Consider the following 21,063-nt stretch of genomic DNA (forward strand, 5'->3'; position numbering starts at 1 on the left):
TAATCATCGTATAAGGAGGTGATCCAGCGCCAGGTTCCCCTAGCGCTACCTTGTTACGACTTCACCCCAGTCATGAACCACAAAGTGGTGAGCGTCCCCCCGAAGGTTAAACTACCCACTTCTTTTGCAGCCCACTCCCATGGTGTGACGGGCGGTGTGTACAAGGCCCGGGAACGTATTCACCGTAGCATTCTGATCTACGATTACTAGCGATTCCGACTTCATGGAGTCGAGTTGCAGACTCCAATCCGGACTACGACGCACTTTTTGGGATTCGCTCACTTTCGCAAGTTGGCCGCCCTCTGTATGCGCCATTGTAGCACGTGTGTAGCCCTACTCGTAAGGGCCATGATGACTTGACGTCGTCCCCACCTTCCTCCGGTTTATCACCGGCAGTCTCCCTGGAGTTCCCGACATTACTCGCTGGCAAACAAGGATAAGGGTTGCGCTCGTTGCGGGACTTAACCCAACATTTCACAACACGAGCTGACGACAGCCATGCAGCACCTGTCTCTCAGTTCCCGAAGGCACAAGACTGTCTCCAGTCTCTTCTGAGGATGTCAAGAGTAGGTAAGGTTCTTCGCGTTGCATCGAATTAAACCACATGCTCCACCGCTTGTGCGGGCCCCCGTCAATTCATTTGAGTTTTAATCTTGCGACCGTACTCCCCAGGCGGTCTACTTAACGCGTTAGCTCCGAAAGCCACGGCTCAAGGCCACAACCTCCAAGTAGACATCGTTTACGGCGTGGACTACCAGGGTATCTAATCCTGTTTGCTCCCCACGCTTTCGCATCTGAGTGTCAGTATCTGTCCAGGGGGCCGCCTTCGCCACCGGTATTCCTTCAGATCTCTACGCATTTCACCGCTACACCTGAAATTCTACCCCCCTCTACAGTACTCTAGTCTGCCAGTTTCAAATGCTATTCCGAGGTTGAGCCCCGGGCTTTCACATCTGACTTAACAAACCACCTGCATGCGCTTTACGCCCAGTAATTCCGATTAACGCTCGCACCCTCCGTATTACCGCGGCTGCTGGCACGGAGTTAGCCGGTGCTTCTTCTGCAGCTAACGTCAAATGATAGTGCTATTAACACTACCACCTTCCTCACTGCTGAAAGTACTTTACAACCCGAAGGCCTTCTTCATACACGCGGCATGGCTGCATCAGGCTTGCGCCCATTGTGCAATATTCCCCACTGCTGCCTCCCGTAGGAGTCTGGACCGTGTCTCAGTTCCAGTGTGGCTGATCATCCTCTCAGACCAGCTAGGGATCGTCGCCTTGGTGAGCCATTACCTCACCAACTAGCTAATCCCACCTGGGCATATCCTGACGCGAGAGGCCCGAAGGTCCCCCTCTTTGAGCCGAAGCTATTATGCGGTATTAGCCATCGTTTCCAATGGTTATCCCCCACATCAGGGCAATTTCCCAGGCATTACTCACCCGTCCGCCGCTCGACGCCGTTAACGTTCCCCGAAGGTTCAGACAACTCGTTTCCGCTCGACTTGCATGTGTTAGGCCTGCCGCCAGCGTTCAATCTGAGCCATGATCAAACTCTTCAATTTAAGATTTTGTCGGCTCAATGAATACTGAACATTACATAAGTAATGTTTGAATTGACTGTGCTGAATCCGAAGATTCAATGGTCACTTCGTATCATTGAAACCTAATTTGAAACCAAAGTTTCTAATTGGATTATCATCAACGAGTGCCCACACAGATTGATAGGTTTATATTGTTAAAGAACTTTGTTTTAAGCTTTGCTCAAAACGGACGGCCATTTTAGCGAGATAACTCATAGTGTCAAACACTTTTTTTGTTATTTCTCTTAAAGTTAAATGATTAACTTCAAGCCGTCTAATCATCGGCGGGATTTGTTTAGCATCCCGTGACAACGAGGGCGCATTATAGGGAGTTCACTCGACAGTACAAGAGGGAAATTGAAAAAACTTGTAGTTTTTACTTCGTTCGCTCGCAATTTAATCAAAGCGGCGTAAATGAAAGCAAAAAGGGCTCCCAAGAGCCCTTTTCTATACACCTCATCATTGATGGGCAATAATCTGATCTTTACTGACCAGTAGCTTAACTGGTTTATCTGGCACGACTTTTCCAGCCAGTATTGCTTTAGCCAGTGGGTTTTCAACACTTTGCTGAATTGCCCTTTTCAGAGGTCGAGCACCATATACCGGATCAAAACCAACTTGGGCAATAAGATCCAACGCTTTATCTGAAACCTCTAACGCATAACCTCTTTCTTCCATACGTTTGGACAGTCTCTGCAATTGAATAGACGCAATCGACTTAATATGCTCCTGACCAAGTGGATGGAAAACAACACTCTCATCGACACGGTTGAGAAATTCTGGACGGAAATGTTTGTTGACGACTTCCATCACCTGTTCTTTCATGCCTTGATAATCCAAAGAACCAAAGTTTTCCTGGATTCTCGCCGAACCTAAGTTGGATGTCATGATGACAACCGTATTGCGGAAATCGACGGTGCGACCTTGTCCATCAGTTAAACGGCCATCGTCAAGCACTTGCAATAAAATGTTGAACACATCTGGATGCGCTTTTTCAACTTCATCTAACAGAATCACTGAATAAGGTTTTCTACGTACGGCTTCCGTCAGGTAACCACCCTCTTCATAGCCAACATATCCAGGAGGTGCACCCACTAGGCGAGCAACCGAGTGTTTCTCCATAAACTCCGACATATCAATTCGAACCATGGCATCTTCACTGTCGAACATAAAGCTTGCCAGCGTTTTGCATAATTCTGTTTTACCAACACCTGTCGGACCTAAGAATAAGAAGGAGCCTATCGGTTTATTTGGATCCGACAACCCTGCTCTGCTACGGCGAATTGCATTTGAAACCACTTCTACGGCTTCGCTTTGGCCAATGACACGAGCGTGTAATACCTCTTCCATACGCAGAAGCTTTTCTTTTTCTGCTTCCAACATTTTGGAGACAGGAATACCAGTCTGCTTCGACAATACGTCAGCAATCTCGTTGTCTGTGACTTTATTACGTAACAAGGTCATTTCCTGCATCTCTGCTTGAGTCGCAAGATCCAGTTGCTTCTCTAATTCAGGAATACGACCATATTGAAGTTCAGACATTCGATTGAGATCACCCGCTCTACGAGCAAATTCCATATCCATTCGAGCCTGCTCTAATTCGCTCTTGATATGTTGCGTCCCTGATAATGCCGCTTTCTCTGCATTCCACACTTCTTCAAGCTCAGCAAATGCACGCTCTTTGTCTTCCAATTCTTCGTTGAGGTTACTTAAGCGCTTTTCACTTGCTTCGTCATGTTCATTGGTCAACGCCTGCTGTTCAATTTTAAGCTGGATAATTTTACGCTCCAGCTTATCGAGTGATTCAGGCTTGGAGTCGATCTGCATGCGGATGCTTGATGCAGCCTCATCAATCAAGTCAATCGCTTTATCAGGCAATTGACGATCGGAAACGTAGCGATGAGATAAACTCGCCGCAGCAACAATCGCAGGATCGGTAATCTCTACATGGTGATGCAGCTCGTAGCGCTCTTTCAGTCCACGTAAAATAGCCACCGTATCTTCAACCGAAGGCTCATCCACCAGCACTTTTTGGAAACGGCGCTCTAATGCCGGATCTTTTTCAATATATTGGCGATATTCATCTAATGTAGTGGCACCAACACAGTGAAGTTCTCCACGTGCTAAAGCAGGTTTGAGCATGTTGCCGGCATCCATAGAGCCTTCACCTTTACCAGCTCCAACCATGGTATGAATCTCATCAATAAAGAGGATGACATTGCCCTCCTCTTTAGACAGCTCATTAAGAACCGACTTCAAACGCTCTTCAAATTCACCACGATATTTCGCGCCAGCAACTAAAGCGCCCATATCAAGCGACAGAACTCGCTTGTTACGTAACCCTTCTGGGACTTCATTATTGATGATGCGCTGTGCTAGCCCTTCAACAATCGCGGTTTTACCGACACCCGGTTCACCGATAATCACTGGGTTATTTTTGGTTCGACGTTGTAGTACTTGAATCGTACGGCGAATCTCATCATCACGACCAATGACCGGGTCCAATTTGCCTTGCTCAGCTCGTTCGGTGAGATCAATGGTGAACTTTTCTAAGGCTTGGCGTAGGTCTTCAGCATTCTGATCATTAACTTTTTGCCCACCGCGTACCTTATCAATGGCATCACTCAACTTGGCTTCAGTTAAACCTAACTCTTTTAAAAGCTCACCGAGTGGTCCGCGATCTTCAATGGCAGCAAGGAGGAAAACTTCTGAGGAAATGTAGGCGTCCTGACGCTTTTGCGCGACTTTGTCACACAAATTGAAAAGCGTGCCCATCGCACTGGATAACTGAACATCCCCACCGATACCGCTTACTTTAGGTAAACGATCAAGGATCTCACTCAGCTTAGAGCGTAAATGGGTTACATCGACATCGAGCATAGTCAGTAATGGGCGAATAGGGCTGCCATTCTGATCCATCAACGCGACCATTAAGTGCACTGGTTCTATGTACTGGTGATCGCGCCCCAGCGCGAGCGATTGTGCGTCAGATATCGCGATTTGAAATTTGCTTGTGAATCTGTCGAGACGCATACCTACCTTCCTAACCTTAACGGAGAATACTCTTATAGACAGTATGAAAGATGGATACGCAAGAATCGATTTTCAAGGGGAGAGAGCTAAGTTTCCTTAGCAATTCTGAGAGTTACTTTTCCAGCCAGATAAATGTTGCTTGCCTTCCAGTGGAACCATCTCGGCGATAAGAAAAGAAGCGCTCCTGATCGAGATAAGTACACAGTTCGCTGTAATAAACGTCAGTCACACCCACTTTATTCAAGCGTTGAGTAACAAGCATGTTCATATCTGCCAGCCATTTCCCCGGCTTCTCTCGTGGTACAAATGCCTTTTTAGCCGCAGAGTCGAATGAGACAAATGCATCCAATACGTCCTGACCGACCTCAAACGCCGAAGCGCCGATTGCCGGACCAATCCAGGCCATCACCTGCCCGTCAAATTTCGAAACAGCATTTTCAACAATCCCATCAGCCAAACCACGCCAGCCTGCATGAACCGCAGCCACTTGCGTACCAGCAGTATTCGTCAACAAAACGGGTAAGCAATCAGCGGTCATAGCAGAACACACTACGCCTGTCTGTTGGGTAAAGAGGCCGTCAGCATCCAGCACATTTTGTGTTGGTTTGTCAGCTTCCAATACAACCGTAGAGTGCGTCTGATTAAGCCAGATTGGTGCCGTCGGCATCTGAGATTGCTGCGCTAACCATCGGCGGTTCTTTTCAACAATCGCAAGTTCATCCCCAACATGAGCGCCAAGGTTTAACCCCTGATAAACACCAGAAGAAAAGCCTTGCTGTCGAGTCGAGGCAAAAGCTTTAACATTGCTCGGCACAGGCCAGTTAGGGATGATCATGTCCATCTTAGAATTCGTCTTCTAAGCCGTGGTGCTGCGTATCTTGGCGAAGCGCTTCAGCCATTTCGACCATGTCGTCTGGTACTGGAGCGTGGAACTCCAGCTCTTCTCCAGTCACTGGATGATCAAACTTTAGCATCACAGCATGGAGCGCTTGACGATCAAACTTACGGATCATTTCCGCCAGTTCTTCTGAAGCACCGGAAGGAATTCGCGCACGGCCACCGTAAGCAGAGTCACCCAGCAACGGATGCTGAAGGTAAGACATATGCACACGGATCTGGTGAGTTCTACCAGTTTCAAGGCGTAAGCGAATACGGGTGTGCTCACGGAAATGTTCTGCGACTCGATAGTGCGTAACCGCTGGCTTACCCATTGGGCTAACCGCCATCAAAGTACGCTTCGTTGAGTGACGACCAATCGGCTGCTCTACTCGTCCGCCCGCAGTCATACGGCCAATCGCAATCGCTTCATACTCACGAGTAATGTTACGCTTTTGCAGTGCTCGAACGAGACGAGTCTGTGCTGGTACTGTTTTCGCTACCACCATCAAACCTGTAGTGTCCTTATCAAGACGGTGAACAATACCCGCTCGAGGCACTTCGGCAATATCAGGGTAATGATGCAGCAGAGCATTTAATACCGTCCCATCAGGAGTACCGGCACCAGGGTGAACAACAAAATCTCTTGGCTTATTGATGACCATAATATCGTCATCTTCATAAACGATATCCAATGGGATATCTTGCGCTTCCCAGCGCTCTTCGTCTTCCAGTTCGGCCTGTAGCGTAATGGTTTCACCGCCCATCACTTTCGTGCGGGGTTTGGTAACCACCTCACCATTGACCTGAACTTTGCCGTCGACCAACCATTCTTTCAGGCGGGAGCGGGAAAAGTCGGCGAATAATTCTGCGATCGCCTGGTCAAGACGTTGACCTAATTGACTATCTTTTACTGTATGCGTTAATTCAATCTGCTGAGCCATATCGAACTTTTTTAAAAACTGTGAGACTAATTGTCACTAGTGTGGAAGAATATCGCTCCATTGTATCTGCTACCGGCAAGAAAGTAACGGAAGCGCAAGAAATATTTATCTCAAGGAATCGAATCCTGACATGAAAAAGCATACTTTATCTGGCTTATTGGCATTATCCGTTTTGGTTGGCTGTTCTAGCAGCGAAGAAATCGTCCCGGATATACCGCCATCGGAACTTTACTCAGAAGCACAGATATCGCTGCAAAGTGGCAACTGGTTAACAGCCATCGACAAACTGGAAGCGCTGGATTCTCGCTACCCGTTTGGCGCATACTCCGAGCAGGTTCAGCTGGATCTAATTTATGCCTACTACAAAAACGACGATTTAGCGCTTGGTCTTGCGACGATTGAGCGTTTCTCTCGTCTCAATCCAACTCACGAAAAACTTGATTGGGTTTTGTACATGCGTGGTCTAACTCACATGGCACAGGATCGTAACTTTATGCACGATCTATTTAATGTTGACCGTAGTGATCGAGACCCTGAACCAGTGAAAAAAGCCTTTGCTGATTTCAAAAAGCTGCTAGAACGTTATCCAAATAGCCCTTATGCAGAAGACGCTCAAAAACGTATGTTTGCCCTGAAAAATCGTTTAGCGGAATACGATCTGGCAACGGCAGACTTCTACCTGCGTCGTGAAGCTTGGATCGCCGCCATTAACCGAGCACAAGAGTTGCAAAAGACTTACCCGGATACAGAAGCGGCTCGTAAGTCACTCGAGATCCAACTAGAAGCCTATGAAAAACTTGGGCTAGAAGATGCCGCTAAGCGCACCAGGCAACTTATCGAGCTAAACCCTCAGTAACTACTTAGAAGTTAAAGAAAACCGCCTCCACACTGAGGCGGTTTTTTATTGCCTATTTTGCTGAGTGACTTGTTAAGAACTACCTTTAATAGATGATCTATCGGGGGTACTTCATGAGTCGAATTGTCTTAACTCTAGTTTTATTCGCCGCCATCTCCCATCAAGCGGCAGCGCTTTCTTTGTCACCATTACAAAAAGATCCTTACTTTGGCGACCTGACTGAGCTCGAAAAGAAAGGGGCTATACGTGTATTGGTTTCTGCCGATCTCGGCTTTTATTATATTGAAGGGGGCAAACCTAAAGGCATTCTTGCTGAGCTGCTGTATCACTTTGAGAAAGAACTCAGACAACGTTCCTCTTACTTCAATCTGCAGATTATTCCGGTACAAAGAGACGAGTTACTACCTTCATTAGAAAAAGGTTATGGCGATCTGATCGTTGCAAACCTGACTATCACTTCCTATCGCTCAAAACATATCGATTTTAGCATTCCAGTTTTACAAGGCGTCAGTGAGCTGCTCGTCACTCGTAGTACCACCCCACCAATTACTGACTTGACGCAACTCAGTGGTAAAGAGATTTGGGTTCGAGCCAGCTCCAGCTACTTCGAAAGCTTACAAAAAGTGAATCAATTGCTCGATGAGCATGACTTGCAACCCGTCACAATTCGCTTTGTAGAAGAAACGCTACAAGATATTGAAATTATTGAATTGGTTAATCAAGGCCACATCGATGCTACGGTTTTGGACAGCCACAAAACTGAGCTTTGGCTGAAGGTCATGGAAAACATTGAGGTGCACGACCAAGCTCCTCTCAGAGTTGATGGCAAGATTGCTTGGGCGATGCGCAAAAATAGCCCCGATTTACAGTCGTTCGTTAACCAATATCTAAAGAAAACCCGTTCAGGCACCTTGTTAGGTAACGTCATTTACGGCAAATATCTTGATAAAACAGGCTGGCTGAAACGTATTCTAAACCCTGATCATATTACTCGCCTAGACTCGTTATCAGGCATCTTCGCCAACTACTCCGAACAATATGACTTTGACCCATTGATGATCTCAGCCCAAGGGTTTCAGGAGTCCGGTTTAGATCAGAGCAAGGTGTCACACAAAGGCGCAGTAGGCGTCATGCAGGTATTACCCAGCACTGCTAGAGATCCCAATGTCGCCATTCCTGACATCTATCAAGTTGATAGCAATATCCATGCTGGCGTGAAATACATGCGCTTTCTCAAAGATCGCTATTTTAGTGATGATGACATCACGCCCGATAATCAGGTTTATTTTTCCTTGGCAGCATACAACGCTGGGCCTGCCAATATTCGTAAGATGCGCAGTTTGGCCAAGCAGAATGGATATGATCCCAATCGATGGTTTCGGCATGTGGAGATCATGGCGAGACGGAATATTGGCCGTGAACCGGTTCACTATGTATCCAACATCAATCGCTATTTTGTCATTTACAAGCAGCTCAATGCCCTGAAAGAGCAGCGTCAGCACCAATCTAGCAGTGCAGGCACACCAGATCTCTTCGTTCCTAATATCGATCAGTAGCGCTGACCGGGAAAGTACATCAAAAAGAGGGAAAGGAAACTACAGAAGAGAATGCGAAGAGAGTCACATTGGTAGTTGAGCAACAATTAACCAGCCATTTTTATCAGGTCGAATTAGAGCCCTAAAAAGCGGATGATTTTTAGTATGTTACCTTCTCCAATCTAGCGATATTTTTTTGGGGCACAAGCTTTTTCAGCGTCAAACAAACCAAGTATTTGAGATAGATCACGTTTAATTTCAATCTAAAAACACACCAACCAAAAGGTGATTTGAGTCACATTATTTTAAGCTTAGGCGAGTAATCTGAAGTTAACCCATAAGGGATGCTACAGAGGAAAACATCTATGAAAGTAAACATCACTGGTAAAAACATCGAAACCACCTCTGCAATCCGAGCTCATATCGAGAGCAAATTTAAAAAGCTGGAAAAATGGCAAGTAGACATCATCGGATGTCAGGCAAGCTTCAGTGAGGAGCCGAATAAACAGAAGAAATTTGAAGCTGTCATTACCGTCCCTAAAGGCCAGCTTGTTGCGTCTGCAACCAACGAAGATCTGTACGTTGCTATCAATGAGGTAGAACAAAAACTGGAACGTCAGCTCAACAAACTTCGTCACAAGCCTGAAGCGCGACGCGCAGAGAAACCAGAGCTTGAAGAGATAGAAAGCGAATAATTGTTAACTCATATTGATGAGTTACGGAGGATTTAAAAAATAGCGCCGAAAGGCGCTATTTTTTTGCTTGACGCTCACTAAGCGGTTGCTTATTGTGTTGGCAGCATCACAACAAAAGTAATAATTTATGACTCACAACACCCTGTTCTTTTTTGACTTCTTTTTTCTCCACTAAGCTTGGAGGCTCTCTCGTTTTCGAAAGAAAAGTCAAAAACGAACAGGAAGCCTCCCAAACGGGAGGCTTTTTTTATGAAGGAATGCAGGATGACCGAACAAAAATACTCACTCGATGAAATTCGCTTACGTTTAAATGAGCTGGATGACGAACTGTTGAAGCTCTTATCTGAACGAAGAAAGATGAGCATTGAGGTGGCTAAGAGTAAAGTTCAGACATCTAAACCGGTTCGTGACGCAAGCCGAGAGCAGCAGCTATTGGTGAAACTGATCAACGCAGGTCGTGACAAGTACGAACTTGATGCTCAGTACATTACTAAGCTGTTCCACACCATCATTGAAGATTCCGTTTTACTGCAACAATCTTACCTGCAGAATCTAGCCAACCCTGAATTGAGCCGTAAACCGCTGGCTCGTGTGGCGTTTCTTGGCTCTAAAGGCTCGTACTCCCACCTTGCTAGCCGTGAGTATTTCAGCCGTAAAAATACAGAACTGATAGAGCTCAATTGTGAACACTTTAAAGAAGTGACACAGACGGTGGAGTCTGGTCATGCCGACTATGGTGTGCTGCCGATTGAAAACACCAGTTCCGGATCCATCAATGAAGTTTACGACCTGCTGCAACATACAACGCTGTATATCGTCGGTGAAATGACCCTGCCGATTGAACATTGCCTAGTTGCAACATCAGACATTCGTTTAGAAGAGATCAAAACGCTCTACTCACACCCGCAGCCTCATCAGCAATGCAGTGAGTTCCTGAGCCGAATGAAAGGTGTCACGCTGGAGTCCTGTGCTAGCACCGCCGATGCGATGCAGAAGGTTAAAGAAATGGGCCGCAGTGATGTTGCTGCTATTGGTAATGCTTCAAGCGGCAAACTCTATGGCCTACAATCGATCCAGGCTAACATTGCCAACCAAACGGAGAACCATACCCGTTTCATCATAGTGGCACGTAAACCTGTCGAAGTTTCCAGCCAGATCCCAGCAAAGACGACACTCATCATGTCAACCTCCCAAGATGCGGGCTCATTGGTCGCAACCTTACTGGTACTACAAAAGTACGGAATCAACATGAACAAATTGGAATCACGTCCAATTATGGGGAACCCTTGGGAAGAAATGTTTTATGTTGACCTCGAATCTCACCTTGAATCTGACGAGATGCAGCAAGCTCTGAATGAGCTAACGCAACTGACTAAACATTTAAAAGTTTTGGGTTGTTACCCAAGTGAGAATGTCAAGCCAACGACAGTGAAACTTCAGTAATTAAACAATGCAGATCAAATAAATTACTTACAAGGACTGACACTATTCATAAATGAACCTAATATTCCGCTTCTTAGTTGCATATTAGGTGTGTGTCAGTCCTTTCAACATATCACTCTGATAGGCGTTATCCATTCATGGGTCAGAAGGCCATTTCCTAGCTGATATGAGATCACTATTTCTACTTGCTGTCGCACTTTCCGTGCCCAGTTTTTCTACTCAAGCAAACCCTCCACTCAACGTCTACATGTGGGAAGACACCCTCTCACCGAATGTCATCGAAAGCTGGCAATCGAGTACAGGAACGCCTTTGAAGCTGTCCCATTTTGATAATGATGATGAACGTAGCCTTTTGATGATGAAAGGTATTCAGTTACCTTTTGACCTCGTGGTTTTAGATAATGTTTCGGCTCAAATATATGGCCGTTTAGGATCGTTTGAAGATCTTACCCAACTGAAAAATCGTCAACACAACGATGACAAATGGCTCCAAGCCTGCGGTGAATACGCCGTCCCTTACTTCTGGGGAACAGTGGGAATAGCTTATCGAAAAGACATAGTGAAAAAGCCTCCAACCAGCTGGCAAGAATTTGTCCATCCACCGAAAGCTCTGGAGGGGCGGATTGGCATGATCAATGACAGCGTCGAAAGCTTTCTACCAGTATTTTACAGCTTGGGGATCTCTCCAACAGAAGAGCAAGAGTCGCTCTTCCAGCAAGCCTACCCCGAATTGCAATCTTTCAGCGATAAAGTCCTCACCTACGAATACATTCTCAGCTACATCCGTAGTAACAGAAATGCTGCAAAGCTGGCAATGGCTCTGGCTTACAGTGGTGACCAATACTCATTAAATCGCTACTACACTGGTAATCAGTGGGATTTCACCGTTCCTGAAGGTGAGTTGTTTTTATGGGTTGATTGTCTGGCCGTCAGTAGCCACTCAACCAATAAGGAGAGGGCTAAAGCCTTCCTTGAGTACCTTATGGATCCCATTATTGCTGCAACAAATGCAACAGACATCAAAGCTGCAACGCCAAACTTAACGGCGTTAAAACAGATGCCGGATTGGTATCTAGATGATGCATCATTGTTTCCAGAACAACAGCGAGTCGAGCAAGGGCGCGTAGATAGCGAACTCTCGGCATCAAATATCAGCTTACGAGCAAAAATAATAAATCGCATTCTGAAACGTCATGAAGCTCAGTACTAGAGTTCTGTTGCTAGTTTCCCCAGTCATCCTAATCAGTGCTGCGTTTTCTAGCTACGGCATATACAACAACCAAAAAGATGCGTTAATTAAACGCGAAAACAGTTATCTCCAGTTAACGATGGAAAAGCTCGCAGGTCACTTTCGCCAATCAGTGGCACTGCTAAACAGCTATTCCCTGACCTTAACCAAGAGTGACATTATCCGTCATTACTTTGGCCAGCAGGATAATCCATATCGGGAGATGGAGCTGATCGATAACCTTCAGACGACGATAGAGAATCTGCAGGCCAATAAGCAAAACGATATTGCCGTCGCGATTCTGAATCATAATCGCGCCCCGCAGTTCTATGCGGATAATCAGTCCGACCCTTTTTCTAAGCTCGATCAGAATGTGTTCCGCTTTGTGGATCGAACATACCGCCGCACGGGTAACACATCCTACACAGGCTTCACACAAAACCACCAAGGGCAGAGCATTTTAGTACGCTACGACGTCCTCGATACCAATACGCTAATTTCTCCGCTTAGTTACAATACCGAGCAGGTATTTTTTATCGTTGTTTATCTGTCATTGGATAAGTTTGATCAACTTAAACACATCATCGAATTTGATAATGACAGCAGCATATTCTTCGCTGACCAACCAGTCATAAAATCAGGGTTGACTCAGTCGGTCGAGCTTAAGCCCAACCTTTATGCGGTGTTAGATCCTGCGCAATACCTACTGGCTGAAAAGCTCCATAAGATCGAACAAAGACTGCTGTTGTTCTTTGGCGCCTCTACTGCGGCAACGATCCTGATCCTACTGTTTCTGCTCCATCGCCGCGTCATCAGCCCAATTACCCGTCTTGAACATCAGCTGCAAGAAGTCGAACAACGTAAGCGCCATAACATTGAACGGCTCAGCAGCGATGATGAAATCGGCCGTTTGTCGGTTCGTTTTTATGATATGTACAAAGAGCTCAATTCAAGTTATCAGAAAACCAAAGCAATGGCGGAGAACGACCATCTGACGCAACTGGCCAATCGCTACCAGTTTCAAGTCTATGTCGAGCGTACGATTGCCAATAAACTGCTCCATACCCACGCTTGGATTCTTTATATCGATTTGGACAACTTTAAGTACGTCAATGACAAATATGGCCACCATCTGGGTGACTCGTTGCTGGTGAACTTTGCCGACCATATTCGTGAGATCTGTCATCAGTATGAACTGTCTTATGGCGTCAAATGCATCGCTTCAAGGTTATCTGGTGACGAATTTGCCATTTTCATCGCTTCTGCACACGAGAACAGTTACCCAGATAAGGTGGCCCAAGCGGTTTTAGAGCCAATTCAAAACCCTCAGAGCTCGCCTCTAGGTAGCTTTCCTATTACCGCTAGTATCGGGGTGGCGAGCTACCCTCAAGACGGACAGGATTTAGCCAAACTGCTGTCTAATGCAGACACTGCAATGTATCAGGCCAAACGTGCAGGGAAGAATCAGGTCGCGCGTTATTCAGAAGAGCTGGATCAGATTGTGCGTCGCCGAACTCAGATTGAGCGCGCCTTGAGAAATGGCGAGTTCGATGATGAGTTCCATTTGATGTATCAGCCTTATTTTGATCGCTCGGGTAAGACCATTGTCGGCGTGGAAGCTCTGTTGCGTTGGGAATCGCCAAAAATGGGTAAGGTAAACCCGGGCGAGTTTATCCCTATCTCAGAGAAAACGGGGTTATTTGGTAAGATTGATCGCTGGGTCATACTTCAGGCGTTTAAAGATTTTGTCGCCCTGCAAAACTGTTTTGACCATCCAATTCAGCTGTCAATTAATCTATCTTCTGCAGAACTAGACTCCTTACAGCTCGCACGAGACATACAGCACGCAGCCAAGCAGTACAATGTGATCCCTGGTTTAGTGGATTTTGAGATCACTGAAACTTTTGCCACAGATTCCCAGAGCTACTCCTTGCTACATGAGCTGTCATTAATGGGCTTTAAGTTAGCGATTGATGATTTTGGTTCCGGCTATACATCTATCACTCAACTTGTAGAATACCCGGTACAGAAAATTAAGCTCGACCGCGAATTTCTCACCGCTCTGATCAAAACCAATAATCAGAAGGTGGTGAAGCCACTGGTGGATTTGTGCCATTCACAGTCAATGATAGTGACCGCTGAAGGCATCGAATCACAGGAAATGCACCAATGGCTGGCGGAGAATCAGTGTGATTACATGCAAGGGTATTTCCTTTCTCCCCCTGTTTCATTGTCTGAGCTGAAATTCCTCGACTCATCCACACAAGGAAACCATCATGCCGGTGAAGAAAGTTATTGTCGCTTCGCTTAACCCAGCCAAAATTAACGCGGTCAAAAGCGCATTTCAGGCAGCTTTTGACTCACAAACGTTTGAGTTTGTCGGTGTGAGTGTCGCTAGTGAAGTGGCCGATCAACCAATGAGCAATGAAGAAACGCACACAGGTGCGCTCAACCGAGTCCGCAACGCTAAAATGTCTCAACCCAATGGCGACTATTATGTTGGCCTCGAGGCTGGTATTGAAGGTAATGTGACCTTTGCATGGATGGTGATTGAATCAGAAACACATCGTGGCGAGTCTCGCTCTGCTAGCTTGATGCTACCACCGGTTGTGATTGAAAAACTGGCTAAGGCTAATGAACTGGGTGATGTGATGGACGAAGTGTTTGGCACTGACAACATTAAACAGAAAGGTGGCGCCATTAGCCTACTGACGCAAGACCAATTGACGCGTAGCAGTGTGTATCATCAGGCGTTGATATTGGCATTAATTCCATTTACCAATCCAGAGCACTTCCCCGCTAATCTCTAGGGTCTGTTGACCTTTTGCGGTTAAATTTCGTTCGAGATAAAAGCGTTTTAGTCGCGGCGAGAGGTTTGTCGCCTAGTGACCTAAGCAAAGCACCTCTCAACAAAGAGTAAAACGCTTTTAGCCGAACCCTCTGGGCAGCGTTTGTGGTTCCTTTCTACTGCGTTATCGGCTTATCAGGTAGGGCAACTACGTTTCAAACCCTCTGCCTTGTATAAAGAACCCACAAACTGCTGCAAAAATCAGCTCAAAAGGTCAACAGACCCTAATAAAAATAAAGGTGCCGAGGGCACCTTTATTTGGGTTCAAGTAAGGCTGAGATTTCAGCCTTTTCTGCTTCGCTCTTCGACTTCAGCTCATTGGAGCCGCGAGTAATAGTGGCGACACCCACCCCTAGCATCTGACTGATTTGGCGCTGAGACAATTCACCTTTAAGCAATTCGCGACATATATTGACCCTTGCGATTAAAGATTCGCGCTCATCGGGTGTGAGCAGCATGGTCAGCAACATCTCGTGTTGATCGGATTCGCTGCTCGTTTTAATCAAATCTAAGATCTGTTGCCAGTCGGTGTACTCAGGTTGTGTTGCCATTTGCTCTCGCTGCCTAGAACGTCATAAAACTAGTACCTGGTATCAATCTCATTCTGATTGAGAAACGCCCCATCGACCCCCAACAGGTTACGGTAGTATGTTTCAAACATCAGAATGTTCTGCACATAACCACGGGTTTCCTTAAATGGAATGGCTTCAATAAATGCGTAAGCATCCAGTTTGCCTTGGGTACGTTCACGCCAGGTTTTCACTCGGTGTGGTCCAGCATTATACGCAGCAAGCGCGAAAATTCGATTATTATCGTATCGCTCGAGCAAGCCTTTCAGGTAGTGACTGCCTATCTCTATGTTTTTGCCAACCTCATATAAGTCATTGCTACTGCGATACGACAGCTGATATTTACGCGCAGTGTACTTAGCCGTTGATGGCATAATTTGCATGATACCGCGCGCACCAACAGGAGAACGCGCTTCAACATCCAAACCACTCTCTTGTCTCGCCAATGACATCAGAGTGATTGGATCAATGCTGTGCTTTTCGCCATAGAAGTTAAACCACCAGCGATGAGCCACCGGGAAACGCAGCTCTAGGTTGTCCCACATTTTGGCTTTGATACTCGCCGTAACGGTCAAATGAGACCAGTCTTTATAGGAGGCGTACGCCGCTAGCATCTCTTTTTGCTCAGCATTAGCTCGATTGAGCAACCAACGCCATTCGCTTTTCGCTGCGGCAATTTTATCCCGTTCAATCAGCTCTTCGATGCGCACTAAGGCTGTCATAAACGGTTTGACCGCTTGCTGCTCAAAAGAGATGGTGGAAACTGGGTAATTGATCGATCGCTTGATCTCTTTCGCTGCCGCAACGCTATAGAAGTTTCGCTGACCCACCAGATTTTCAAGACGCTGGCTGCCTTTGGTGATATCCCCCAACGCGACTTCACTGCGTCCTAACCAATATTGCCAGCGCAGGCTTTGCTGCTTTTTCTCTGGCAGGTGTCCTATCCAATCTTCCACACCATGCCAGTCTGCTTCTTGAATCGCTAAGCGCACCCTGCGCTCAATCAAATCATTATTACTGGAGGTTTCTATCTTCTTATCGCGCCATTGCGCCAAAGACTCGGAATCGGTGTTAATCAATCGGAAGGCAATATAATCAGCCAGCTTCTGCGCCTCGTCTTGGGGCATTTTCTGTGCAGAGGTGGCTTGATCAAATGCTCGCTGCGCCATCCTAACGTCTTTTCGCGCCAGCTTTTTCAACGCAAGCCCTGTCTGAGAACGGTTAAAATCGCTATCGCTGTGCTGACGAGCAAAGTTAACGACATTTTCTGGTCGGTTAAACAACGCCTTCATATCAGAGGCTTGCTTGCGCATTTTATCGGAGTTGAGCTGCTTTTTGAGGTAGTTCATTAACGAGCCATTACGTGCTTCAAACGCCAGCAGCATACGCTCAAGGATTTGTTGATCGGTTCTTAACCCTGCTTTGTCCCAAACCTCAAATAGAGGATCACAGGCATCAGCGATACTCTGCCCAGAGTGCCAAAGTTTCTCTGCGCCTTCAAAAGCTTGGTCTTTATGACCCGTTTGATAAAGCGCGTGGTAGTAGTGACATTGATACGTTTCACCGCGTGGTTCTACGGTCTGAAATTCTGCCAGCTTTTGCCATTGTTTTTGTCTGGCAAGGCTGTCGATGTATGGCGCTCGAATGCGAGCTGAAAATGGCAGCGTACTATAAGTATCAATAAACGCTTCCACCTCCGCCGGTGAGCGTTGCCCGATATCAACTAAAAAAGCACGGTAATCCGTATACGGTGTTAGAGGGTAATCTTTGATTTTATTACGGATTCTTTGGTATTGAGTTACCTGATTATTGTCGAGGTATTCTTGCGCCTGGTCATAAATTTTCCGTTGTTGCTGGAGATCACTCGCCATTGCTGAAGTGGCTAAGCTTGCGCTGCAAACCATCGAGATCCAGGTCAGAATCGATGAAGGAATGCGATGCAGCGACTTTGAAAACGTCAGCATCATAAATTCTCGTCCTGTTGAGAATAATTATTGTGGTTATTAATTTATGCTTATTGTAAGCAGCCATGTAAAGCGTATAGATGTAAATAATAATAAATTCACACAACTGTGACATAAGTGGCATCGCCATAAATGAATTGTTCACTTATCCATCAATAACACTAATTAGTTCCTCATCATCCTCATTTCGAAGGTAACAAAGCCCCCCATCTTGGTATAAAATGCCTCTCTACGTGAATTGAAATTTTAGGAACGATCGGCAATGGCTGAATACGTATATACCATGTCGCGGGTGAGCAAAATCGTGCCACCTAAGCGTCAAATTCTGAAAGACATCTCGCTAAGCTTTTTCCCTGGTGCCAAGATCGGTGTTCTTGGTCTGAACGGTGCGGGTAAATCGACCCTACTGCGTATCATGGCGGGTATTGACACTGATATCGATGGTGAAGCACGTCCACAACCAGGCCTGAATGTCGGTTACCTACCGCAGGAGCCAGTATTAGACGAGTCTAAGACCGTACGTGAAATCGTTGAAGAAGCGGTATCCGATGTCGCGGGTGCAATGAAGCGTCTTGACGAAGTATATGCTGCGTACGCAGAACCAGATGCTGATTTCGATGCGCTCGCAAAAGAGCAAGGCGAGCTGGAAGCACTGATTCAAGCCAAAGACGGCCACAATCTAGATAACGCGCTTGAGCGTGCGGCGGATGCACTACGTCTTCCTGAGTGGGATCAAAAGATCGAGCACCTGTCTGGTGGTGAGCGTCGCCGTGTAGCTATCTGTCGTCTACTACTTGAGAAGCCAGATATGTTGCTTCTCGACGAGCCAACCAACCACTTGGATGCGGAATCAGTCGCTTGGCTTGAGCGATTCCTGGTTGACTATACTGGTACTGTCGTTGCTATCACGCACGACCGTTACTTCCTAGACAATGCTGCAGGTTGGATTCTAGAACTTGACCGTGGTGAAGGTATCCCATGGCAAGGTAACTACACCTCATGGCTAGAGCAAAAAGACGCGCGTCTGCAACAAGAAGCGTCTCAGGAAAAAGCTCGCCAGAAAACCATTGAGAAAGAACTGGAATGGGTTCGCCAGAATCCGAAAGGTCGTCAGGCGAAATCAAAAGCACGTATGGCACGTTTTGAAGAACTTCAAAGCGGTGATCACCAGAAACGTAATGAGACTAACGAGCTGTTCATTCCGCCAGGTGAGCGTCTAGGCGATAAGGTTATTGAAGTGAATAACCTGACTAAATCGTTCGACGGCCGTGTTCTTATTGATGATCTTTCATTCAGTATGCCAAAAGGCGCCATCGTCGGTATCATTGGTGCCAACGGTGCAGGTAAATCTACCCTCTTCAAGATGCTGAGTGGCACAGAACAGCCAGATTCGGGCTCCATTGAGATGGGTGATACGGTCAAACTGGCGTCTGTCGACCAGTTCCGTGACAGCATGGATGACAGCAAGACTGTCTTCCAGGAAATCTCTGAAGGCGCAGATATCATCAAGATCAACAACTTTGAAATTCCTGCACGTGCATACTGTTCTCGCTTTAACTTCAAAGGCTCAGACCAGCAAAAGATCATCGGTGAACTATCAGGTGGTGAACGCAACCGTGTGCACCTTGCTAAACTGCTTAAAGCTGGCGGCAACGTACTGCTACTCGATGAACCAACCAACGACCTTGATGTTGAAACGTTGCGTGCACTAGAAGAAGCACTACTGGAGTTCCCTGGTTGTGCCATGGTTATCTCGCACGACCGTTGGTTCCTAGACCGTATCGCAACGCACATCATCGACTACCGTGATGAAGGTCAGGTGAACTTCTACGAAGGTAACTATACTGAGTATATGGAGTGGCTGAAGAAGACCTTAGGTCCAGAAGCAGCGGAACCGCACCGAATCAAATACAAGCGTATTACTAAGTAATCTTGCTTGAAATTTGTGCAAAGGCCGCTAATATTAGCGGCCTTTATTGTATATTGGTTCACAATACTTACGGTTGTTACCGTGTTTTGAATCAATAATGCGAACCGACGCGTATAGCAGTCACTTCTGATTTGATAGCCTTACTGGATACCATTAAGAGAGACAACTATGATCGAACGCCGTCGCTTTTCGCGCATTGTTTACCAGACACAAGCGTTGCTATCTCAAGAAAACAAAGTGGTGAAATCCTCTTTGTGTGATTTATCCCTGCATGGACTGCTGCTGACGTCAGATGACGCAGACTCGCTTGATGTCGACAGTATGGTAGATGTAGAGTTTTCGCTTCAAGACAGCGATATCACGATTGAGCTGGTCGGCAAAATTGTGGGCCTCAATAACAATGTGATCCGTCTGAGTATTGATCATATTGACATTGAAAGTATCGGACATCTGAAGCGGTTAATTGAATTGAATGTCGGTGACGATGAACTCCTACACAGAGACATTGAGCACCTGTCAGATTTAGGTGAATACACCTAACTAAGCAGTATGTCCAAAAAGATAATAATCTCTATCCCCTCTTCATCTGGGGAGCAACACTTTCACGTTTCAAGAAAAGCCCTTCTTCTGACTATTGCTGGTTCAATCAGTGCGATTGCCTTCAGCGCGACTGTCGCCTATTACAGCTGGCAGCAGCAGAATTCTTCTCAATCTCAAGTCGTTCAACTGCGCAACCAACTTGAGCAAGCCGAGCAACAATACCAACAGCAGGTCAATGAAACTCATACTTTGTCTCAAGAACTGGAAGAAAAGCGCGATCAAATCCATACCCTAGGCAAGCGAGTTTATGATGTGGAGTCAGTTCTTGGCCTTGCTGACGATACGCAGGCTGAAGAGTACAACTTGGCGAATCGTATTGACGCTGCAGCAGTCGATTCTGCCGTACGCGCCACCATGTTCCGCATGATCCCAAACGATACTCCGATGGACTATCTGCGCATATCTTCTTCTTATGGCCGACGCATTAACCCAATCACGGGCAAACGTCATACTCATACGGGGATCGATCTGACCTGTAAACGTGGCGAGGCGATCTACGCTCCAGCCGATGGTGTGGTGGAAACGGTTCGACCAAGCTCAAAAGGCTTTGGAAACTTCCTGACACTGAGGCATTCGTTTGGCTTTATGAGCTCCTACGCCCATCTCGCCAAATTTAAAGTGCGCAGTGGTCAGTTTGTGAGCAAGGGAGAGTTGATTGCGACGTGTGGTAATTCAGGAAACTCGACCGGCCCTCACCTGCATTATGAGATCCGTTTTCTTGGCCGAGCGCTGAACCCTCAATACACCATGGATTGGACGCCAGAAAACTTTAACTATCTGTTTGAAAAGGAGAAGAAAGTGAAATGGGCACCGCTGGTTGAGTTGATAGACAATACGGTCAGATTACAGGTCAACCTCACTAACCATCCTTATCAGGATGCCCCGGTAAATACGGTAAAACGTGACGAAAACCCAGCCAATACTCTCACCATACAATAAAAAAGAGCTGCCTAGGGCAGC

At 46.4% G+C, this 21,063-nt stretch carries 15 protein-coding genes, 1 rRNA gene and 1 other annotated feature; of the genes, 10 read left to right on the top strand and 6 right to left on the bottom strand.

Annotated elements, in window-relative coordinates:
• Window positions 1–11 precede the first annotated feature (11 nt).
• The 4 genes from QMA41_RS20975 to rluD all read right to left on the bottom strand — a co-directional run bounded on the left by QMA41_RS20975 (window position 12) and on the right by rluD (window position 6,435).
• Window positions 12–1,564 (bottom strand): 16S ribosomal RNA (locus QMA41_RS20975).
• 477 nt (window positions 1,565–2,041) lie between these two features.
• A complete protein-coding gene (clpB, locus tag QMA41_RS20980) occupies window positions 2,042–4,615 on the bottom strand; it encodes an ATP-dependent chaperone ClpB (RefSeq protein ID WP_038513387.1) in 2,574 nt (857 codons plus the stop codon).
• A gap of 112 nt (window positions 4,616–4,727) precedes the next feature.
• On the bottom strand, window positions 4,728–5,456 hold the full coding sequence (gene pgeF / locus QMA41_RS20985) for a peptidoglycan editing factor PgeF (protein ID WP_281630537.1): 729 nt from the start codon (window positions 5,454–5,456) through the stop codon (window positions 4,728–4,730).
• A 1-nt stretch (window position 5,457) separates the two neighbouring features.
• Window positions 5,458–6,435, bottom strand: a complete 978-nt coding sequence (gene rluD, locus QMA41_RS20990; protein ID WP_281630538.1) for a 23S rRNA pseudouridine(1911/1915/1917) synthase RluD — start codon at window positions 6,433–6,435, stop codon at window positions 5,458–5,460.
• A gap of 130 nt (window positions 6,436–6,565) precedes the next feature.
• Between rluD and QMA41_RS20995 the strand changes: the two genes are divergently transcribed.
• The 7 genes from QMA41_RS20995 to yjjX all read left to right on the top strand — a co-directional run bounded on the left by QMA41_RS20995 (window position 6,566) and on the right by yjjX (window position 15,002).
• On the top strand, window positions 6,566–7,291 hold the full coding sequence (locus tag QMA41_RS20995) for an outer membrane protein assembly factor BamD (RefSeq protein ID WP_281630539.1): 726 nt from the start codon (window positions 6,566–6,568) through the stop codon (window positions 7,289–7,291).
• A gap of 113 nt (window positions 7,292–7,404) precedes the next feature.
• Window positions 7,405–8,847, top strand: coding sequence for a lytic transglycosylase F (locus tag QMA41_RS21000; RefSeq protein ID WP_281630540.1), 1,443 nt, complete (start codon window positions 7,405–7,407; stop codon window positions 8,845–8,847).
• A 344-nt stretch (window positions 8,848–9,191) separates the two neighbouring features.
• Window positions 9,192–9,521: a ribosome-associated translation inhibitor RaiA gene (gene raiA / locus QMA41_RS21005; RefSeq protein WP_006957664.1), complete on the top strand. Its 330-nt coding sequence runs from the start codon at window positions 9,192–9,194 to the stop codon at window positions 9,519–9,521.
• A 129-nt stretch (window positions 9,522–9,650) separates the two neighbouring features.
• Window positions 9,651–9,772 (top strand) — a sequence feature (Phe leader region).
• A 13-nt stretch (window positions 9,773–9,785) separates the two neighbouring features.
• On the top strand, window positions 9,786–10,964 hold the full coding sequence (gene pheA / locus QMA41_RS21010) for a prephenate dehydratase (RefSeq protein ID WP_065740699.1): 1,179 nt from the start codon (window positions 9,786–9,788) through the stop codon (window positions 10,962–10,964).
• Between the two features lie 166 nt (window positions 10,965–11,130).
• Window positions 11,131–12,174: a spermidine/putrescine ABC transporter substrate-binding protein gene (locus tag QMA41_RS21015; protein ID WP_281630541.1), complete on the top strand. Its 1,044-nt coding sequence runs from the start codon at window positions 11,131–11,133 to the stop codon at window positions 12,172–12,174.
• Window positions 12,158–14,503: an EAL domain-containing protein gene (locus tag QMA41_RS21020; protein WP_281630542.1), complete on the top strand. Its 2,346-nt coding sequence runs from the start codon at window positions 12,158–12,160 to the stop codon at window positions 14,501–14,503. Before QMA41_RS21015 ends, QMA41_RS21020 begins: the two co-directional genes overlap by 17 nt.
• Entirely contained in the window at window positions 14,469–15,002 is a 534-nt protein-coding gene (gene yjjX / locus QMA41_RS21025) for an inosine/xanthosine triphosphatase (protein ID WP_281630543.1), read from the top strand. The genes QMA41_RS21020 and yjjX overlap by 35 nt, the downstream gene beginning before the upstream one ends.
• A gap of 292 nt (window positions 15,003–15,294) precedes the next feature.
• Here yjjX and trpR read toward each other — a convergent pair whose 3' ends face one another.
• Both trpR and sltY read right to left on the bottom strand, forming a co-directional pair.
• Complete coding sequence (trpR, locus tag QMA41_RS21030; protein WP_006957674.1) at window positions 15,295–15,591, bottom strand: trp operon repressor; 297 nt, start codon at window positions 15,589–15,591, stop codon at window positions 15,295–15,297.
• A gap of 29 nt (window positions 15,592–15,620) precedes the next feature.
• A complete protein-coding gene (gene sltY / locus QMA41_RS21035; RefSeq protein ID WP_281630544.1) occupies window positions 15,621–17,576 on the bottom strand; it encodes a murein transglycosylase in 1,956 nt (651 codons plus the stop codon).
• 259 nt (window positions 17,577–17,835) lie between these two features.
• Here sltY and ettA point away from each other — a divergent pair, with 259 nt between their 5' ends.
• The 3 genes from ettA to QMA41_RS21050 all read left to right on the top strand — a co-directional run bounded on the left by ettA (window position 17,836) and on the right by QMA41_RS21050 (window position 21,042).
• Complete coding sequence (gene ettA, locus QMA41_RS21040) at window positions 17,836–19,503, top strand: energy-dependent translational throttle protein EttA (protein WP_038164731.1); 1,668 nt, start codon at window positions 17,836–17,838, stop codon at window positions 19,501–19,503.
• Between the two features lie 168 nt (window positions 19,504–19,671).
• Complete coding sequence (locus QMA41_RS21045) at window positions 19,672–20,043, top strand: PilZ domain-containing protein (protein WP_006957680.1); 372 nt, start codon at window positions 19,672–19,674, stop codon at window positions 20,041–20,043.
• Window positions 20,044–20,052: 9 nt separating this feature from the next.
• On the top strand, window positions 20,053–21,042 hold the full coding sequence (locus QMA41_RS21050) for a M23 family metallopeptidase (protein ID WP_281630545.1): 990 nt from the start codon (window positions 20,053–20,055) through the stop codon (window positions 21,040–21,042).
• Window positions 21,043–21,063 lie beyond the last annotated feature (21 nt).

Origin of the sequence: Vibrio sp. St2, from assembly GCF_947311885.1 — a bacterium.
Classification (GTDB): Bacteria; Pseudomonadota; Gammaproteobacteria; order Enterobacterales; family Vibrionaceae; genus Vibrio; species Vibrio coralliilyticus.